The organism is Lysobacter sp. Root76 (assembly GCF_001428685.1).
GTDB lineage: Bacteria > Pseudomonadota > Gammaproteobacteria > Xanthomonadales > Xanthomonadaceae > Lysobacter.
The window spans coordinates 1,042,808-1,059,942 of the sequence record NZ_LMIK01000001.1 but is presented as its reverse complement, the minus strand read 5'-3'; the positions used below and the strand labels follow the sequence as shown (position 1 = coordinate 1,059,942).

The following is a 17,135-nucleotide window of genomic DNA, read 5'->3' as shown; positions in this document are numbered from 1 at the left end:
TCGTCAAAGTTTCATGACTAAAGTGCTTTCAGCGGCATCGCGCCACATATCGGCATCGTGTATCAAGCGAGTTATTAGTGGCATAGCCAGTAGATGCCACTCCGATGATGCCGTATCGAGCATTTGAGGGGCCCGAGGCCTCCAGCAACAGCACCGAATCCAGCGTCGCATCGGCCTGGTCCGGGCTGCGCGGCGGCACCGCGGCCATGGCGGTGGCGACCAGCAGGCGCTTGCCGCCGGCGAGGGCGAGCGCTTGCACGCGCAGGCCGCTGCGCTCTTCGGCGTCGTAAGGGCGCAGTGCCTTGTCGACGGCGGCGCGGTCCAGGCGCTGCCGGCCCAACGGGGCGCGCAGCTCGCGCTCGACCGCACGGCGCTCGACCGCACTCACTTTCCCGCGATGACAGGTGCCGGCGCCGAGGGTTTCGTCGCTGGCCAGACCGATCAGCTATTGGTCGCGCTCGGTCGCCACGGCGGTATATATCCCGGTCGGCCAATCCCCACCCGTCGGGATGGCACATCTCGCTTGTTGCGATGATCTCGGGTTACAACGGCGCTCGCGGCGGGCGAATGCGACCGCGGCGACTGGACCATCAAGGCAGGGGTTGGAATGAACAAGCGATTCAAATGGATATGGCGGGCGGCGCTGGCCACGTCGATGCTGGCTTCGGCGTCGGCCTGGGCGGCGGACGAGGACGCCTACGATTTCGGCGGCATGTTCGGCCTGTACCCGGAGGGCGGGGTGGTCAAGTACTACAACAATCCCGCGACCGGAGCGGCCAGCTGTCCCGCGGGTTACGACGCCAGGCAAGTATTCGGCACCGGCAACGTGGATTGGTCGATGTTCCTGTGTACGCGACCGCATGTCGCCGGTCGCGCGCCGCTGTACGACTTCGGCGGTATGGTCGGTCTGGCCAATGGCTCGGAAGAGGGCGCGTTGCCCTGGCGCGGCTACTATTACTTCGTTAATCCTTTCACGCATACCCATGAGTGCCCGAACGGCTACCAGGCCCGGCAGGTCTTGGGTACGCCGAGCGTCGATAACAACTTGTTCTATTGCTACCGGCCGCATGTCGAAGGCGGTCTGCGCATGGATTTCGGCGGCATGACCGGCCTCGGTGCGGTCGAATACCCGAACCCCGCGACCGGCGTCGCTCGCATTTGCCCCTCCGGTTACTCTCGCTACGCGGCATTGGGGAGTCCCAATGTCGATTATCAATTCTTCTACTGCGGCAATCCGCGCAATGCGAATCTTCAGGCGGCCGGCAAGGGCAGCCTGGGCCTGGGCGAGCCGATTGTGCCGAATGCGATTAGTCGGTATCCGTACGACACGGCGAAGCAGATCGAGGATGTCGACCGGCAAGTGCTGGTCGCCAAGGGGTTCCGGCCCCGTGTCTTTCGCATGTGGATGCTGAATACCCATCTGCTGGTCGACGAGAACACGTTCGGTCCCTATCTCGGTCTGCATCGGCGGGCAGTGGACGGACTGAGGGACGCCAACATCACCTTGGTGGGCGTCGACAATAGCTTCCCGCAATGGCTGACCGGCCATGCATCGCGAAATAATTCGTGGGTTTTACCGTGCGTCGATACGCCTCTGCAGCCCAGTGCGGCCTATCGGGCCTTCCTTGCCCGCTATGAGCGCAGCTGGACCACGATCGCACGCGAATTCCCGGAGATCGAGCTGTGGCAGATCGCCAATGAGACCAACGGCCCCACAGTCCTTGCGCCTCCTTTGGTAGGCCAGGCTGACGCTTGTTCGGACAGACGCGAGGAATTCACCGAGATGGATCGGGTCAACATCACCCTGGACCTCATGTTTGCGGCCCGGCGTGGAATCAAGGCAGGTAACCCGGCCGCCAAGGCGGTGATGCCGCCGCCGTCGCCGCTGGGGCATAACGACCTTGAGCCGATCAAGACGTTCATCAAAGCCCTCTACGAAGGTATCGCCAGCGGGCGGCGCGGTCCGCCGGATGCGCGCCAGTACTTCGATGTGGCGTCGTGGCATCCGTACATCTTTCGCGATGCCGACGACAGCACCTGGGTCGCCAAGAACGAAGCCATTCACGATGTGCTGGAAGGCTATAACGACGACACTTTGCCGGTGATCCTGTCCGAGGCTGGCAACTCGAGTACGCGTTGCACCGGTACGCCGGATGAAGTCACCGGCCAGTATCCGTCCTGCACCAAGGCCGATCCGGCAGAGCTGGCGCTGTGGATGAAGAACACGCTGTATCACACCCACAAGCTCGTGGAAACGGAGCCGGGCCAGTTCGAGGCTGCGCTACCTTGGCTGACCTATCTGATCTGGTTCCGCATGGCCGACGCACATGGCTTTGATCCCGACTTCCCCAGCCCGGAGCCGTTCTACGGACTGCTCAAGGTTGAAGGCGAGCCGTGGTCAGCATCGGCTGACGTGTTCTGCCGCCAGACCGGTTGCTACTGGCCGGAGAGCATCCCGTTCTGAAGGCGAGACGGCGGGCGGCATGGCCGCCCGCCGTCTCCGGCACGATTTCGCTCCAGTGCCTTCTTCGGGCCATGGCATCGGTATCGATCGACAAGGTGCCTCCCTGTAACCGATTACCGCGCAACGCGTCGCAAGTCACTGATTGAACAGGGTAAGGCTCAAGGCAAGGTTCACCGTCAGCGGCTATAATCGCGGGCTTCCCACCGCTGCCGCAGGATCTCCATGAGCATCGAACAGCTTGCCGAAACCGCCCAGGCCATGGTCGCCGCGGGCAAGGGCATCATCGCCATCGATGAGTCCAACAACACCATCGCCAAGCGCTTCGCCGGCGTGGGCATCGAGAACAGCGAAGAGAACCGCCGCGCCTACCGCGAGCTGCTGCTGAGCACGCCCAAGCTGGGCGACTACATCTCCGGCGCGATCCTGTACGACGAAACCATCCGCCAGTCGACCAAGTCCGGCGTGCCGTTCACCAAGCTGATGGCCGACAACGGCATCATTCCGGGCATCAAGGTCGACAAGGGCCCGCAGCCGCTCGCCGGCTTCCCGGGCGAAGTGGTCACCGAAGGCCTGGACGGCCTGCGCGCGCGCCTGGAGGAGTACTACAAGCTCGGCGCCCGCTTCGCCAAGTGGCGCGCGGTCATCAACATCGGCGACGACATCCCGTCGGGCACCTGCATCGAAGCCAACAGCCACGCCCTGGCGCGCTACGCCGCGCTCTGCCAGGAGCAGGGCCTGGTGCCGATGGTCGAGCCGGAAGTGATCATGGACGGCAGCCACGACATCGACGCCTGCTTCGAAGTCACCGAGGTCGTGCTGCGTTCGCTGTTCGGCGCGCTGTACGAGCAGAGCGTGATGCTCGAGGGCACGATCCTGAAGGCCTCGATGGTGCTGCCGGGCACCACCAGCGACGAGCAGGCCAGCGTCGAGGAAGTCGCCGCGGCGACCCTGCAGTGCCTGAAGTCGACCGTGCCGGCGATCCTGCCGGGCATCGTGTTCCTCTCGGGCGGCCAGTCCGACGAGGACGCGACCGCGCACCTGGATGCGATGAACCGCATGGGCCCGAATCCGTGGCCGCTGTCGTTCTCCTACGGCCGCGCCATGCAGTCGGCCGCGCTCAAGTTGTGGTCGCAGGACCTGGTCAACAACGTCGCGTCGGCGCAGCAGACCGTGTTCGCGCGCGCCCGCGACAACGGCCTTGCCGCGCTCGGCCAGTGGCAGTCGGCCGCGTAAATCGCGCAGCACGACTCGACTCAGCGGAAACGCCGGCCTTGCGCCGGCGTTTTCGTTTCCGGGGTTCGCGCCGGCCCTTAGCCGACCCCGCTCCCGCCGAGCGGAAGAGGGGTGGGGAGAGGGCAGCGTTTCGGCCTCCGGCTAACGCCATTTAGCTAGATCGGCGGCGCGCCAAAGCCGGGTAGACTGACCGCAGTCGATGCAGGAGGCAGCGAGCATGGCCGAGTCGAAGAAGGTCGCGATTTCCCCCGAGGCCGCTGCGGCGGTCGCGCGCGGCGATCTGATCGCGGCGATCAAACTGGTGCGCGACAGCAACGGCAAGATCGAGCTGCGTCTGGCCAAGGAAGCGGTGGAGGCCTGGCGCGACAGCCGGCCGCTGCCCAGCGCGAGCGTGATCAAGCCCGCGTCGAGCCCGGGGTCGGCGCCATCGGCGCACGGCGGCCTGCCCGCGGCCGCGTTGCTGGCGCTGTCGCAGGGCAAGACCATCGAGGCGATCAAGGTTCTGCACCAGTCCGGCATGGACCTGCGCACCGCCAAGGAGCGGGTCGAAGCGCACATCCATGGGCATGCGAAGGCCGCGGCGACGATGCGTTCGGGCAATGCCGCTACGACCCGCCCGATCACAGCTGCGACCGTACGCCCGCCGACCGTGCAGCACGACGACAGCGACCGCCGAGTGGTGGTGTTCGCGCTGCTGGCGGTGGCCCTCGCCCTGATCGTCTACGTTTGGGACGCGGGCTGGTTGTAACGTCTGCGTCGCTGCGCAACGGCGGCCGCAACCCTCGCCCTAGGATGCACTGAGCGCAGCGAACCGCATCTGGCCGCGAGGCACACCGTTATCGATGCGGCTCGTTGCGCTCACCGCACCCTATGAAGCGCGAGTTTGCGAAGTGCGGGGTCGCGAAGCGCAGATCCGTGCAGTGCGACCCGCGCTCACGTTTCCTCGTCGCCCGCCGCACTCGCGCAGCGACGGCATGCGTCGCCGCGCGTAGTAGCCGACGATCACGCTCTGGATCCAGTACGTCCACAGCAGCCTGCCCACGCTCCAGTGCAGCGCCAACGCTGCGACCAGGGGCGCGGCGTTGGACGGCAGCAGGTTGCGGGCCGACGGGCTCACGCGCTCAGGACAGGCCGGCCAGCCACTCGTCGTCGGAACCTTCGTTGACGCCTTCGAACAGCAGCGTGCTGAGATAGCGCTCGCCGGTGTCGGGCAGCATCGCCAGGATCACCGCGCCCGGGGCCGCGGTCTTGGCGACTTCCAGCGCCGCGGCCGCGGTCGCGCCTGCGGAAATGCCGACGAACACGCCTTCCTCGGCGGCGAGCCGGCGCGCGGTGTCGCGCGCGAGCATGTCCTCGACCGGCAGGATCGCGTCGGCGGCCTGAGGGTTGAGCACTTCCGGCACGAAGTCGGGGGTCCAGCCCTGGATCTTGTGCGGTTGCCACTCCTTGCCGCTGAGCAGGGCCGCGCCGGCCGGTTCGGACACGGTCACGCGCACCTCCGGCCGCGCCAGCTTGAGCATCTCGCCGACCCCGGTCAGGGTGCCGCCGGTGCCCCAACCGGTGACGAAATGGTCGAGCCTGCGGCCGGCGAAGTCCTGCAGGATTTCCGCGGCGGTGGTCTGGCGGTGGTAGGCCGGGTTGGCCGGATTCTGGAACTGGCGGGCCAGGAACCAGCCGTGCTGTTTGGCCAGTTCCTCGGCGCGCCGGACCATGCCGCTGCCGCGCTCGGCGGCCGGCGTCAGGATCACCTTGGCGCCGTAGGCGCGCATCAATTTGCGGCGCTCGACCGAGAAGGTTTCCGACATCGTCGCCACGAAGTGGTAACCGCGCGAGGCGCAGACCATCGCCAGGGCCACGCCGGTGTTGCCGGAGGTCGCTTCGATCACGGTGTCGCCGGGCTTGAGCAGGCCGCGCGCCTCGGCGTCGAGAATGATCGCGATGGCGAGGCGGTCCTTGACCGAGCCGCCGGGATTGAAGGATTCGACCTTGGCGTACAGGGTGACGTGGGCGGGGGCGATGCGATGCAGCCGCACGATCGGCGTGCGGCCTATCGTGTCGAGAATGCTGTCGTAAATCATGTTCGGCGGCTCCTGAGTGGGGGACGGGAGGAGGATGGGGGAGGCGAACGGGGCGGGCGACCGCCGCGGACGATCTCCGACCCGATGCGGGTCCGGCTCGCGACCCGCCACATTCGGCAAACCTTACACGCGCTGGGCGGCGCGGGCCGGCCACGCAGGCCCGCGGCGTCAACCAATGGCCCACGCGAACGTTAACGCAGGGCCGCTAGAATCGCCCGGCTGGGCCTTTGCGCGCCTGTCGCGGCCGCGCGTCCAGCCTCCCTTCCGTGTTTCCCGTTCAGAGAACCGCATGCGCCTTGCCCCCGGATTCCGTGCAGCTTGCTTCCGCGCCAGCTGCGCGCTCGTCGTCGTTCTGGCCGTAGCGGCCTGCAGCAAGGGCGAGGAACGCCAGCAGGGCGGCGGCGGCGACCGGCCGGTGCCGGTCACGATCCAGGCGGCCGCGCTGCGGCCGTGGAACGACACCGTGCAGGCGCTGGGCAACGTCAAGGCGCGCGAATCGGTGACCGTCACCGCCAAGGTCAGCGAGACCGTGCAGCGCGTGCATTTCGACAGCGGCGACGTGGTCGCCGCGGGCGCGCCGCTGATCACCCTGACCGGGCAAGTGCAGCAGGCTTCGCTGGAACAGGCGCAGGCCACCGCCAAGGAGGCCGAGAGCCTGTACCAGCGTCAGACCGAACTGGCTGCGCAGCAGTTGATCGCGCGCTCGGCGCTGGACACGCAGCGCGCCACCCGCGACGCGGCGCGCGCGCGCGTGGCGCAGATGGCCGCCGATCTCGACAACCGGGTGATCCGCGCACCGTTCAGCGGCGTGCTCGGCATCCGTCAGGTCAGCCCGGGTTCGCTGGTGACGCCGGGCACGCCGATCGCGACCCTGGACGACACCGCGCGCGTCTACGTCGATTTCCCGGTGCCGGAAACCCTGCTGGCCAACATCGCCGTCGGCCAGCGCGTGAGCGGCACCAGCGCCGCGTATCCGGGCCGCGCCTTCGAAGGCCAGGTCAGCACCGTCGACGCGCGCGTCGATCCGGCCACGCGCGCGATCACCGTGCGCGGCGACTTCGCCAACGGCGACCGCGCGCTGCGGCCGGGCATGCTGGTGCAGATCACCCTGGAACGTCCGCAGCGCCAGGCCTTGCTGATCCCGGAGATCGCCGTGGTCCAGGTCGGCAACGACTCGTTCGTGTATCGGGTCAAGCCCGACAGCACGGTCGAGCGCGCCGACGTCAAGATCGGCACCCGCCGCGAAGGCCTGGCCGAGATCGTCGAAGGCCTGAAGGCCGGCGACCGTGTCGTGATCGACGGCACCGGCAAGCTGCGCGCCGGCAGCAAGGTGGCCGAGGGCGGCGCCAAGCCGGCCGCGGCCGCGAAGGGCGGCGCCAATGGCTGAGCGCGCGCATCGGCTGTCCGCTAACGCCGCAGTGCAGGGCTGAGCGACGATGAATCTGTCCGATCTCTCGATCCGCCGTCCGGTGTTCGCCACCGTGATGAGCCTGCTGCTGATCACCCTGGGCGTGATGGCGTTCTCGCGCCTGACCCTGCGCGAACTGCCGGCGATCGATCCGCCCATCGTCTCGGTCGACGTGACCTATCCCGGCGCCTCGGCGGCGGTGGTCGAAACCCGCATCACCCAGGTGCTCGAGGATGCCCTGGCCGGCATCGAGGGCATCGAGACCATCGAGTCGCGCAGCGTCAACGGACGCGCCTCGATCAGCATCGAGTTCACCCTGCAGCGCGAGATCGAGGCCGCGGCCAACGATGTGCGCGACGCGGTCAGCCGCGTCACCAATCGCCTGCCCGAAGAAGCCGATCCGCCGCAGATCGAGAAGGTCGAGAGCGACGCCGACCCGATCATCTGGCTCAACATGAGCTCCAAGCAGATGGACACGCTGCAGCTGTCCGACTACGCGGAGCGCTACGTCGTCGATCGCCTGTCGTCGGTGGACGGCGTGGCCCAGGTCCGCATCGGCGGCCAGCAGCGCTACGCGATGCGGATCTGGCTGGACCGCGACGCCCTGGCCGCGCGCGACATCACCGTCAACGAGGTCGAGGCCGCGCTGCGCGCCGAGAACGTCGAGCTGCCGGCCGGCCGGATCGAATCCGAATCGCGCGACTTCACCCTGCGCGTGGCGCGCAGCTACCAGAAGCCCGAGGACTTCGCCCAGATTCCGCTGCGCAAAGGCGCCGACGGCTACGTGGTGCGCCTGGGCGACGTCGCCAAGATCCAGCTCGACTCGGCCGAGCGCCGCGCCTACTACCGCAGCAACGGCGAGCCCAACATCGGCCTGGGCATCGTCAAGACCTCGACCGCGAACAGCCTCGACGTGGCGCTGGCGGTGCGCAAGGCCGCCGACACCATCCGTCCGTCGCTGCCGCAGGGCACCGACATCTTCGTCGCCTTCGACACCACGGTGTTCATCGAATCGGCGGTGGAGCGCGTCTATCACACCCTGGCCGAAGCGATCGTGCTGGTGCTGATCGTGATCTGGCTGTTTCTGGGCAGTTTCCGCGCCGCGCTGATTCCGGCGGTGACGGTGCCGGTGTGCCTGATCGCCGCGTTCATTCCGCTGTACCTGTTCGGCTTCTCGATCAACCTGTTGACCCTGCTCGCGCTGGTGCTGTGCATCGGCCTGGTGGTCGACGACGCGATCGTGGTGCTGGAGAACATCCAGCGCCGCGCCGACCTGGGCGAACCCAAACTGGTCGCGGCCGCGCGCGGCACCAAGCAGGTCGCGTTCGCGGTGATCGCGACGACCGCGGTGCTGGTGGCGGTGTTCCTGCCGGTGGGCTTCATGGAAGGCAACACCGGGCGCCTGTTCCGCGAGTTGTCGGTGGCGCTGGCCGGCGCGGTCGCGATCTCGGCCTTCGTCGCCCTGACCCTGACGCCGATGATGTCGTCCAAGCTGGTGCGCCCGCACAAGGACGAGAAATCCAACCCGATCAACCGTTGGGTCAACGCGCGCCTGGACGGCGTCAGCGATCGCTACCGGCGCTGGCTCGACCGCAGCGTCGAGCGCCCCTGGCTGTTCGGCGTGCTGATGCTGGTCGCGATCGGCTTGAGCTACGGCCTGTTCCGTTACGTGCCCTCGGAACTGGCGCCGCCGGAAGACCGCGGCGCGTTCCAGATCTCGATCCTCGGCCCTGAGGGCGCCGGCTTCGATTACACGGTCAAGCAGGTGCAGCAGGTCGAGAAGATCGTCGCCGCGCACGTCGGCCCGGACAAGACCATCCAGCGCTACAACCCGCGCGTGCCCGGCGGCTTCGGCGCCAGCGAGGAAATGCACACCGGCCGCATCGCGGTGTTCCTGCAGGACTGGGACAAGCGCGACGTCAGCACCGCCGACGTCGCCGACAGCCTGCGCGCCGAGCTCGGCCAGCTCACCGGCGTGCGCGCGCTGCCGCAAGTCGGCGGCGGCCTGGTGCGCACGCGCGGCCAGCCGATCCAGATCGTGCTCGGCGGTCCCGAGTACGCCGAGCTGGCGCAGTGGCGCGACAAGCTGCTCGCGCGCATCGAGAAGAACCCCGGTTTCTTCTCCGCCGATTCGGACTACAAGGAAACCCGGCCGCAGATGCGGGTCGAGATCGACCGCCAGCGCGCCGCCGACCTCGGCGTCAGCGTGACCGATATCGGCCACGCGCTGGAAACCATGATGGGTTCGCGCCGCGTCACCACCTTCGTCCAGAACGGCGAGGAGTACGACGTGATCGTGCAGTCCGACAAGGCCCTGCGCGCTTCGCCGGCCGATCTGGCCGCGATCCAGGTGCGCGCGCGCGACGGCGCGCTGGTGCCGCTGTCGAACCTGGTCACGCTGCAGGAACTGGCCGAACCCGGCAGCCTCAACCGCTTCAACCGCCTGCGTTCGATCACGATCAGCGCGGGCCTGACGCCGGGCTATCGCATGGGCGAGGCCATCACCTGGCTCAACCAGGCCGTGCGCGAGGAGTTGCCGGACCAGGCCCAGATCGACTGGAAGGGCGAATCGCGCGAGTACCAGGCTGCCGGCGGCGCGGTGCTGCTGACTTTCGCCCTGGCCCTGCTGGTGGTGTATCTGGTGCTGGCCGCGCAGTTCGAGAGCTTCATCCACCCGTTCGTGATCATGCTGACCGTGCCCTTGGGCGTGCTCGGCGCATTGATCGGCCTGGCCGTCACCGGCGGCACGCTCAACCTGTTCAGCCAGATCGGCATCGTCATGCTGGTCGGCCTGGCGGCGAAGAACGGCATCCTGATCGTCGAGTTCGCCAACCAGTTGCGCGACGAGGGCCGCAAGATCCACGAGGCGATCGTCGAGTCCGCGGCGGTGCGCCTGCGTCCGATCCTGATGACCTCGATCGCGACCGTGGTCGGTGCGCTGCCGCTGGTGCTAGCCGGCGGTCCGGGCTCGGCCAGCCGCGCGACCATCGGCGTGGTGGTGATCTTCGGCGTGTCGTTCTCGACCCTGCTGTCGCTGTTCATCGTGCCCGCGTTCTACGTGCTGCTGGCCAAGTACACCCAGTCGCCGGAAGCGGTCGCGCACGAGTTGGAGAAGCTGGAGCGCGAGACCCCGCAGGCCGGCGGTCACGCCTGATCCGCTGCGCGGGAGCGGTTTGCGCCGCTCCCGCCGCCGCCGTCGCGTATTTCGATTTGCGCCGGAGCGCGGGCGTATTAGGCTAGCGGCATGAACCGCGCCTCCAGCCGCCATGGCCCGCCTCCGACGGGCGCGGGCTACATCCTGCGCCGGTGGCGCGGCGACGACCTCGACAGCCTGCTCGCGCACGCCGACGACGCCCAGGTCGCGCGCGGCGTCAGCGACCGCTTCCCGCACCCGTACACGCGCGACGACGGCGAACGTTTCCTGGCCGGCGAAGTGGTGAGCTTCGACGATCCGGTCTACGCCATCGAGGTCGGCGGCCGTGCCTGCGGCGGCATCGGCGTGCGGCCGGGGCAGGGCGAACGCGGCTACGGCGCCGAGCTGGGCTATTGGCTGGGCCGCGCGCACTGGAACGGCGGCTTGATGACGCGGGTAGTCGGCGCGTTCGCGCCCTGGGTGATGGGCGAGCTCGGCCTGCACCGCCTGTTCGCGACGGTGCTGGACAGCAATCCGGCCTCGGCGCGGGTGTTGCTGAAGAACGGTTTTATCGAAGAGGGCGCGCAACGCTGCGCCGTGGTCAAGTACGGCGAACTGCACGATCTGCGTGTGTTCGCCAAGGTGAGAAGGAGTCTGCAAGATGCGCCGTGATCCTCCCCGTGGTCCGCGCCCGCCCGGCGGCGGCGATCCCTGGCGGCGCGAAGGCGCAGGCGACGAACGCAGGCCCGGCCGCGAACGCACCGACGATCGCCCTGGCGAGCGTGCGAGACCCGAGCGTGCGACACCAGAACGTGGCCCGCGCGAACCGGGCAACGCCGGTCCCTGGGCCGGTCGCGGCGACGACCGCAACCCGCGCAACGAAGATCGCAACCGCGGCGGCGAGCCCGCGCGCGGCCGCGACACGCCCTGGCGCGAGCGCGCACCGCAGGCGCCGCGCGGCGCCGAGCGCAGCGGTGCCGTGCATCCGCGCAGCGAACACCCGCGCAGCGAGCATGCGCGGCCTTCGCGTCCGCCGCGCGACGACGCTCAGGGTTACCAGGTCGGCGAGCGCCTGGACGAAGCGCAGCTGCAGGCCGAGGCCGCGCCGCGTCGCGCGCGCGATCTGGAGCTGCGCCTGTACGGACTCAACGCGGTGCGCGCGGCGTTCGCGCGCCGTCCGCAGGCGATCCGCAAGCTGTATCTGACCGAAGCGCGCATTCCGGCCCTGCAGCCCTTGCTGGCCTGGTGCGTCGCCCATCGCGTCGGTTATCGCGTGGTCGAGGAGGGCGATCTCGACAAACTCGCCGCCAGCAGCCATCACGAAGGCGTGGTCGCCGACGTGCTGCGCGAGGAGGTCGGCTCGCTGTCGACCTGGCTGCGCGATCTGCCGGCCGGTCCGCAGGCCGCGCTGTGGCTGGACGGCGTCGGCAACCCGCACAACCTGGGCGCGATCCTGCGCGCCGCCGCGCATTTCGGCGTGTCGGCGGTGCTGCTGCCCAAGCATTCGCCCCTGGCCCTGTCCGGCGCCGCCGCGCGCGTCGCCGAGGGCGGCGCGGAGGCGGTGCCGATGGTGCGCCTGGGGCGCGAGGACAACGCGATCGCGCAACTGCACGGCGCCGGCTTCGCGCTGGCCGCGACCGTGGTCCACGGCGGCGGCGACCTGTTCGCGACCGCGCTGCCGGAGCGCTTGGTCTATGTGATCGGCGCAGAAGGCGAGGGCATGGATCGCGAACTGGCTGCGGCCTGCGACCTGCGCCTGTCGATCCCCGGCAGCGGCGCGGTCGAAAGCCTCAACGTCGCCTCGGCTACGGCGGTGTTCCTGGCGGCCTGGGCTGCGCGAAAGCGGGGTTGAGGGCGTTCGTAGGCGGCGGCGCGTCGCCGCAACACAGCAAGACCAAGTCCCCCCAGTCCTCTCGACAAAGGGGACTTGTGGGCAAGTTCAATACTGCCGATAGCTCGCTGGCCCCCTTAAAAAAGGGGGCAAACGTATGCGCAACGGGCGCTGGGGGATTTGCTGCGGCTGTTGTCCCAGCTCAGACGAACAGCCCCGCAGGTAGACGCCGAGCCGGCGCCGCGGCTCAGCTCAAGCGCCGGATCGCATCCATCACCACCGCATAGGCGTCGGCCTTGTCCGGGTCGGCGATCATCGCGCGCAGGCAGCTCGCGGTCGCGGCGAGTTTCACCGTGTCCAGCGCATCGTGGTGGGAGTTCTTGCTCATGTCGTCCAGCGCGGCCTGCATGGCCTGGGCCGCGCAGCGCACCGCGTAGGAAAAGTCGCCGGCGCTGTCGAGCACGCTGTGCAGGTTCATTTTCACCGCGTCGACGATCTGCGGATTGACGCCGCCCATGACCGCGTTCTTGAGTTCGGCCGCGCTTTGTTCGGCCTTGGCCTGCAGCTGTTGCGGGCCGTCCGGCGCCTGCGTGTCCGTGCTGTAGATCTGGATCGCGCCCTGAGCGGCCGCGGATTGCAGCAGGATGTTCATCTGCTGTTGCTGCATTACCGCGTTCTCGAACAGGATGCCGGTGGAGCGGGCCATGCTTTGGTAGATCGAGCCCATCGCGAACGCCGGCGCTTCGCCGATGACTTTGACGTTGGACTGGGTGATGGAGTCGGTGATCTGGTCGTTGACGGCGGTCGGGAAGGACATGGCGGCGTTCCTGGTCGGTGAGTGGGCGTTCCTTGCGCGATCAGTCTAAGGCCGCGCAACGACGCCAGGGGACGGCCGTGAACCGATGCGACGAATGGATTCGGCGCGAGCGACGAACGGTCGTTGCCGGGGCGACGGCGGGCTCGGCTAGGGCACGCCGCGGGCGATCAGCGGGCGATCAGCGGGCGATCAGCGGGCGAGGGCGCGATGACGCGCACGGCGACTTCGGCAAGGGAGCGCCGGCTGCAGCCGGCGCTCCGTGGTTGGAGCTTGCGCCTTGGAACTTACTCTTCGGAACTTACTCTTCAGGAACTGGGGCGGCCTTGGGCTGGCTGCCGAAATCGCCGTCGGCGGACGCGGCCAGGTAGGCGAACACCGCATAGGCCGCGACGTTCTGCGCCAGCGCCTGGGGATCGATCTTGTCGAAGGTGTCGTCGGGCGTGTGGTGCAGGTCGAAGTAGTCGCTGCCGTCCTGGGCCAGGCGCGCCCAGGCCATGCCGCGCTCGGCGATCGGGCCGATGTCCGGCCCCGGGCCGCCGCTGCCCGGCGTGTGCTCGATGCCCAGCGGCGCCAGCGCTTCGGCGATCTGCTTGTCGGCGGCCTGCGCGTGCGCGGGCGCCGAGCTGGAGTAGGCGTAGATGCGGCCGGCGCCGAAGTCGCTCTCGGCGCCGATCTGATGCTTGGCGACCGCATTGGCGTGCGCCGCCGCGTAGGCCTTGCCGCCGTACAGGCCCTGCTCTTCGTTGGCGTAGGCGATCACGCGGATGCTGCGCGCGGGGCGTTGTTTCATCTCGCCGATCAGCTTGCCGGCGGCCATGGTCAGGCCGACGCCGGCGCCGTCGTCGATCGCGCCGGTGCCCAGGTCCCAGGAATCCAGATGACCGCCGATCACCACGACCTCGTCGGGCTTCTTGCTGCCGCGGATTTCGCCGATCACGTTGTGCGAGCTCACCTGGCCGTTCCAGCCGCAGTCCAGGGCGACGCGGACCTCGACCGGGCCCTTGGCGACCAGGCGCGCGAGCTGGTCGGCGTCGGGCGCGGCCAGCGCGGCCGACGGGATCGGGGTCAGGCCTTCGTCGAAACGGGTGATGCCGGTGTGCGGCGCGCGGTGCGAGTCGGTGCCGGCCGAGCGCATCAGCATGGCGCTGGCGCCGGCGCGGATCGCCGCCGACGGCGCGCGGCTGCGCACGCGCGAACCGGGGCCGTAGCCGGCGCCGTCGCGGGCGCGCTGCATGCGGTAGTCGACGAAGGCGATCTTGCCGGCCAGCGAGCCGGCCGGCGCGGCTTCGAGCGCGGCCAGATCGGCGAAGCGCACGACTTCGGCCTCGACCGTGCCGCCCGGGCTGCCGCCCAGCGCGGTCAGGGTCAGCGGCTGGCGGTGCGCGCCCAGCACTTCGGCGCGCTCGCTGCGGCGTTCCCACTTCGGGAAGCTGACCGGCTCCAGCCAGACCTTGTCGAAGCCCAGTTCGCGGAACTTGGCTTCGGCCCAGGCGACCGCGCGCGCATCGGCTTCGCTGCCGGCCAGGCGCGGCCCGACTTCGGTGGTCAGCGATTCGGTGATGCGGTAGCCCAGGTCGCTGGCCAGCGCGCGCTCGCGCAATTGCGCGGCATTGGCGATCGCAGCTTCCGGAATGCGGGTTTCGCGCTCGGCGGCATAGGCCGGACCGATCAGCGACGAGACGGACAAGACGGCGACGATCGCCGCCCACAACGGTGCACGCATTCCCAACTCCCCGGCTGCAAAGACGAAGCGTCGAGCTTAGCAAGCCGGCGCGCTTCGCCTGCATGCCTCAAGTCACGCCGGACTTGAGCCTTATTTGTCGCTGCCTATCGCGGCGCTTGAGGCTGGCGCGAAAGTTTGCCGAAGCAGCGTTTTCGTTTCGGCGCGCGCCGCGCCTTTTCGCTTCGGGGCATCGGGGCTCCGAGCTTTCGTGGCTTCGGGCTTCGGGCCTCGTAGCTTCGGTCCTCGTGGCTTCGGGCCTGAGCGCTTTGGGGTAGGAGCGGCGTAAGCCGCGACCGCGCAATGGCCATGGATTCGCAATCGCGGCTCACGCCGCTCCCACATTGGCCCGGCGATTCCGCTGTGGGAGCGGCGTGAGCCGCGATTTCGCAGGCGCCGGAGCCGCGCGGTCGCGGCTGGCGCCGCCACTACCCCAAGCGGGACGCAGGACTCCGAAAAGCGCAACGGCCGCACTGGGCGGCCGTCATGGGCTCTTCGCGGAGGAGCGCTTACTTCTTCAGCGAATCGCGAATCTCGCGCAGCAGCGCGATGTCCTCGGGCGTGGCCGGGGCTTCGGCGGGCTTGCGCAGCTTGTTGTACGCCTTGAGGACCAGGAAGATCACCAGCGCGATCAGCAGGAAATCGATCGCCGTCTGCAGGAACAGGCCGTACTTGACCGCGACTTCGGCCGCGACTTCCTTGCCGGCCGCGTCCAGCTGCGAGGGCTTGAGCACGAATTTCCAGTCGCTGACGCTGACGCCGCCGCTGGCGTAGCCGATCAGCGGCATCACGATGCCGTCGACCAGTGCGGTGACGATCTTGCCGAACGCGGCGCCGATCACCACGCCGACCGCGAGGTCGACGACGTTGCCGCGCGAAATGAATTCCTTGAACTCGCTGATCATGCCCATAGCGGATCTCCCTGGAAGTGCGGCACGGGGGTGCCTGGCGCCCGACTATACCGTTGCGGGTGCGATACGGCCGCGCAACTCGGCCACGCCTTCGAGCACGGCGTGGTAGCGGTCGCCCGGTTGCAGCGCGGCGACCCCGGCCGGCGTGCCCATGAACACCAGGTCGCCGGCGCGCAACGCATACAGCCGCGACAACTCGTGCAGGATCTCGGGCACGTTCCACACCAGGTCGTCCAGCGAGCCGCGCTGGCGGATCTGGCCGTTGACCTCGAGGGTGAGCGCGCGTGCGCCGAGTTCGCCGACCTCGGCCGCGGGCACGATCGGGCTGATCGGCGCGGAATGGTCGAAGGCCTTGCCGGTGTCCCAGGGCAGGCCCTTGGCCTTGGCCGCGGTCTGCAGATCGCGGCGGGTCAGGTCCAGGCCGACCGCGTAGCCGAAGATCAGCGCCGTGGCGTCGGCCGGGTCGAGCTCGCCGGCGGGCGCGTCGCGGCCCAGCGCCACCACCAGTTCGACTTCGTGGTGCAGGTCCTGGGTGCCGCGCGGGTAGGGCACGGCCTCGTCGAGCACGATCGCGTCGGCGGGCTTGAGGAAGAACACCGGGTTGCCGCGGTCGGCGGCGGAGGTCGGTACGGCGGCGCCCATTTCGCGCGCATGCTCGGCGAAATTGCGGCCGACGCAGTAAATGCGGCGGACCGGGAACTGTCCGCCGCCGCGGACCGGAATACGGGGCTGCGGCGCGGCCGCGATCACGTCGGTCATTGCTGGCCTTACAGGGGACGGGTGGTATCGGCGCGCTCGACGCGCGCGGCATCGACGACGCGGAACTCGCCTTCGACGATGCGCGGGTCGCGCGCCGCCATCGGCTGGCCGCGGCGCTTCCACAGTTTGTAGACGATGCCGGCGGCGATCATGGCCGTGCCGATCACGACGCTGAACATCACCAGCAGCGCCAGCAGTCCCAGGCCGACGATGCCGACGGCGAAGCGCAGCAGCCGGTGGCGCGGCTTGCGCGGCTCGAAAGCGTGGCGCATGCGCTGCTGGAACTGGTGGTGGTCGAAGCGGAAGCTGTGGGCGAACATTTCTTGCGTCGTGACACAATGCGGCAACAAGGCCGGGCAGGCGAGTATCGGACCAGCGATGAACGAGGGTGTGAGAACTTCGTTAAACCATGCCGAAGCCGGCATTTCGGCGGCGCAGCCCTTGATTTCATTGGAGCGCATCGCCGTCGGCGGCTTTGCCGAGGCCGAGGCGACCATCGACGGAGACGCCGAATCGCTGCTGCTGTACCGCGACGGCGACGCCGTGCGCGCCTGGCTCAACATCTGCCCGCACGCCGGCCGCCGGCTGGACTGGGCGCCGGGCCAGTTCCTCAGGAGCAAGGACGGGTTGCTGGTGTGCGCCGCGCACGGCGCCAGTTTCGAGCTGGCCGGCGGCGAATGCGTGGCCGGCCCCTGCCGCGGCGAAGCGCTGCGCGCGATCGCGGTGGTGGTGCGCGATGGGGCGGTCTGGTTGGCCTGAGGGCAGGGATTTGCTCCCGCAC

At 68.8% G+C, this 17,135-nt stretch carries 14 protein-coding genes and 1 pseudogene; 8 read left to right on the top strand and 7 right to left on the bottom strand.

Features of this window, described 5'->3' with window-relative positions; translation table 11 throughout:
• Positions 1-28: 28 nt before the first annotated feature.
• The gene (locus ASE10_RS04400; RefSeq protein WP_056304964.1) at positions 29-388 is read right to left on the bottom strand and encodes a hypothetical protein; all 360 of its coding nucleotides are present in this window, start codon (positions 386-388) and stop codon (positions 29-31) included.
• A gap of 219 nt (positions 389-607) precedes the next feature.
• On the opposite strand from ASE10_RS04400, the gene ASE10_RS04395 reads away from it, so the two are divergent.
• The 3 genes from ASE10_RS04395 to ASE10_RS04385 all read left to right on the top strand — a co-directional run bounded on the left by ASE10_RS04395 (position 608) and on the right by ASE10_RS04385 (position 4,445).
• A complete protein-coding gene (locus tag ASE10_RS04395) occupies positions 608-2,464 on the top strand; it encodes a hypothetical protein (RefSeq protein WP_055903749.1) in 1,857 nt (618 codons plus the stop codon).
• A gap of 222 nt (positions 2,465-2,686) precedes the next feature.
• Entirely contained in the window at positions 2,687-3,697 is a 1,011-nt protein-coding gene (locus ASE10_RS04390; RefSeq protein WP_055903746.1) for a class I fructose-bisphosphate aldolase, read from the top strand.
• A 217-nt stretch (positions 3,698-3,914) separates the two neighbouring features.
• Positions 3,915-4,445, top strand: a complete 531-nt coding sequence (locus ASE10_RS04385) for a hypothetical protein (RefSeq protein WP_055903743.1) — start codon at positions 3,915-3,917, stop codon at positions 4,443-4,445.
• Positions 4,446-4,818: 373 nt separating this feature from the next.
• Here ASE10_RS04385 and cysK read toward each other — a convergent pair whose 3' ends face one another.
• Entirely contained in the window at positions 4,819-5,775 is a 957-nt protein-coding gene (gene cysK, locus ASE10_RS04380; RefSeq protein ID WP_056098879.1) for a cysteine synthase A, read from the bottom strand.
• A gap of 289 nt (positions 5,776-6,064) precedes the next feature.
• Between cysK and ASE10_RS04375 the strand changes: the two genes are divergently transcribed.
• The 4 genes from ASE10_RS04375 to ASE10_RS20945 all read left to right on the top strand — a co-directional run bounded on the left by ASE10_RS04375 (position 6,065) and on the right by ASE10_RS20945 (position 12,168).
• Positions 6,065-7,162, top strand: a complete 1,098-nt coding sequence (locus ASE10_RS04375; RefSeq protein ID WP_056304966.1) for an efflux RND transporter periplasmic adaptor subunit — start codon at positions 6,065-6,067, stop codon at positions 7,160-7,162.
• A 49-nt stretch (positions 7,163-7,211) separates the two neighbouring features.
• Complete coding sequence (locus ASE10_RS04370) at positions 7,212-10,337, top strand: efflux RND transporter permease subunit (RefSeq protein ID WP_056304968.1); 3,126 nt, start codon at positions 7,212-7,214, stop codon at positions 10,335-10,337.
• A gap of 90 nt (positions 10,338-10,427) precedes the next feature.
• Complete coding sequence (locus ASE10_RS04365; protein ID WP_055903730.1) at positions 10,428-10,988, top strand: GNAT family N-acetyltransferase; 561 nt, start codon at positions 10,428-10,430, stop codon at positions 10,986-10,988.
• 400 nt (positions 10,989-11,388) lie between these two features.
• On the top strand, positions 11,389-12,168 hold the full coding sequence (locus ASE10_RS20945) for a TrmH family RNA methyltransferase (RefSeq protein WP_055904086.1): 780 nt from the start codon (positions 11,389-11,391) through the stop codon (positions 12,166-12,168).
• 562 nt (positions 12,169-12,730) lie between these two features.
• Here ASE10_RS20945 and ASE10_RS20940 read toward each other — a convergent pair.
• The 5 genes and pseudogenes from ASE10_RS20940 to ASE10_RS04335 all read right to left on the bottom strand — a co-directional run.
• Positions 12,731-12,964 (bottom strand): annotated as a pseudogene (locus tag ASE10_RS20940) (RebB family R body protein); the annotation flags it as partial.
• Positions 12,965-13,262: 298 nt separating this feature from the next.
• Positions 13,263-14,687: a M28 family peptidase gene (locus ASE10_RS04350; protein ID WP_055903727.1), complete on the bottom strand. Its 1,425-nt coding sequence runs from the start codon at positions 14,685-14,687 to the stop codon at positions 13,263-13,265.
• Between the two features lie 506 nt (positions 14,688-15,193).
• Positions 15,194-15,595 (bottom strand): large-conductance mechanosensitive channel protein MscL, encoded by a 402-nt coding sequence (mscL, locus tag ASE10_RS04345; protein WP_055903724.1) that lies wholly within the window; start codon positions 15,593-15,595, stop codon positions 15,194-15,196.
• A 45-nt stretch (positions 15,596-15,640) separates the two neighbouring features.
• The gene (locus ASE10_RS04340) at positions 15,641-16,354 is read right to left on the bottom strand and encodes a fumarylacetoacetate hydrolase family protein (RefSeq protein WP_055903721.1); all 714 of its coding nucleotides are present in this window, start codon (positions 16,352-16,354) and stop codon (positions 15,641-15,643) included.
• 8 nt (positions 16,355-16,362) lie between these two features.
• Complete coding sequence (locus tag ASE10_RS04335) at positions 16,363-16,674, bottom strand: hypothetical protein (protein WP_055903714.1); 312 nt, start codon at positions 16,672-16,674, stop codon at positions 16,363-16,365.
• Between the two features lie 103 nt (positions 16,675-16,777).
• Between ASE10_RS04335 and ASE10_RS04330 the strand changes: the two genes are divergently transcribed.
• Complete coding sequence (locus tag ASE10_RS04330; RefSeq protein ID WP_200945840.1) at positions 16,778-17,113, top strand: Rieske (2Fe-2S) protein; 336 nt, start codon at positions 16,778-16,780, stop codon at positions 17,111-17,113.
• Positions 17,114-17,135 lie beyond the last annotated feature (22 nt).